The organism is Streptomyces sp. SID13726 (assembly GCF_010548375.1).
GTDB lineage: Bacteria > Actinomycetota > Actinomycetes > Streptomycetales > Streptomycetaceae > Streptomyces.
In genome coordinates this window covers 1-379 of record NZ_JAAGLY010000912.1, presented here as the reverse complement: position 1 = coordinate 379, position 379 = coordinate 1, and the positions used below count along the sequence as shown (strand labels likewise).

The following is a 379-nucleotide window of genomic DNA, read 5'->3' as shown; positions in this document are numbered from 1 at the left end:
GTGGGTGGCGACGCGCCAGCGGCGCGCGCCGCGGGGCAGCACGAGCGCCTCGGACGGCTCGACGAGGTGCGACCACACCGCGCGGCGGAGCACCTCGGCCAGGCGGCCGTCGCCCTTGAGTCGCGCGACGTCCGCGGGCTCCGTCCCGCGCAGGCGGCCGTGCGCCGTGACGATCTCCTCGACGGTGGTCTGGGTCGCGTCGACCTCGCCGAGGGCGGGCAGCACGTCGCGGATGTACCGCAGGAAGCTCGCGTTGGGACCCACGACGGTCATGCCGGCGCGGCTCACCCGCTCCCGGTGGGAGTACAGCAGGTACGCGGCGCGGTGCAGCCCGACGGCGGTCTTGCCGGTGCCGGGCGCGCCCTGCACGACGACGGTC

General features: G+C 76.8%; 1 protein-coding gene. It reads right to left on the bottom strand.

Annotated features, from left to right (window positions below; all coding sequences use genetic code 11):
- Positions 1-379 (bottom strand): DNA/RNA helicase domain-containing protein (locus G3I78_RS50955; RefSeq protein ID WP_164437456.1); only part of this gene is annotated, 379 nt, incomplete at both ends.